This window comes from Pedococcus sp. P1_H8, assembly GCF_056405175.1.
On record NZ_JBFUCP010000264.1, the window covers coordinates 1 to 430 of the forward strand.

Consider the following 430-nt stretch of genomic DNA (forward strand, 5'->3'; position numbering starts at 1 on the left):
GCTCGAGGCAGTCACCCCACTCACGCTACGAGCGTTCGCCGGATTCGGCACTGACAATCCCCGTACCGGGACGAGACGTCGCGTTTCGGCGCGTCCTGCGCGACCCTTCCGTGACCGTCGTTGCCCGATGCGGCCCCGCGATCCGGAGTAACTTCCCGCATGTGCGGGCCATGCCACGCCCGCGTCCGAGTGGGGAGAACGCCGTGACCGACGAACCCGACGACAACACCGCGCCCCCGGCCGACAAGGCGCTGCTGGCCGTGGCCGCCGTCCTGCTCGCGCTGCCCCTCGTCGCGATCCTGTGGGTGCCGTTCTACGCCCGCAAGGATCCCGAACTGGGCGGCGTGCCGTTCTTCTTCTGGTACCAGTTCGTCTGGGTGTTCCTCTGCGCGGCCGCGACCTGGGCCGCGTACCGGCTGGTGCTCAAGGC

At 69.8% G+C, this 430-nt stretch carries 1 protein-coding gene; it reads left to right on the forward strand.

Annotation, left to right across the window (positions count from 1 at the left end):
* Window positions 1–203: 203 nt before the first annotated feature.
* On the forward strand, window positions 204–430 hold a 227-nt coding region (locus AC1DYG_RS19910; protein ID WP_477641575.1), incomplete at its 3' end, for a DUF3311 domain-containing protein.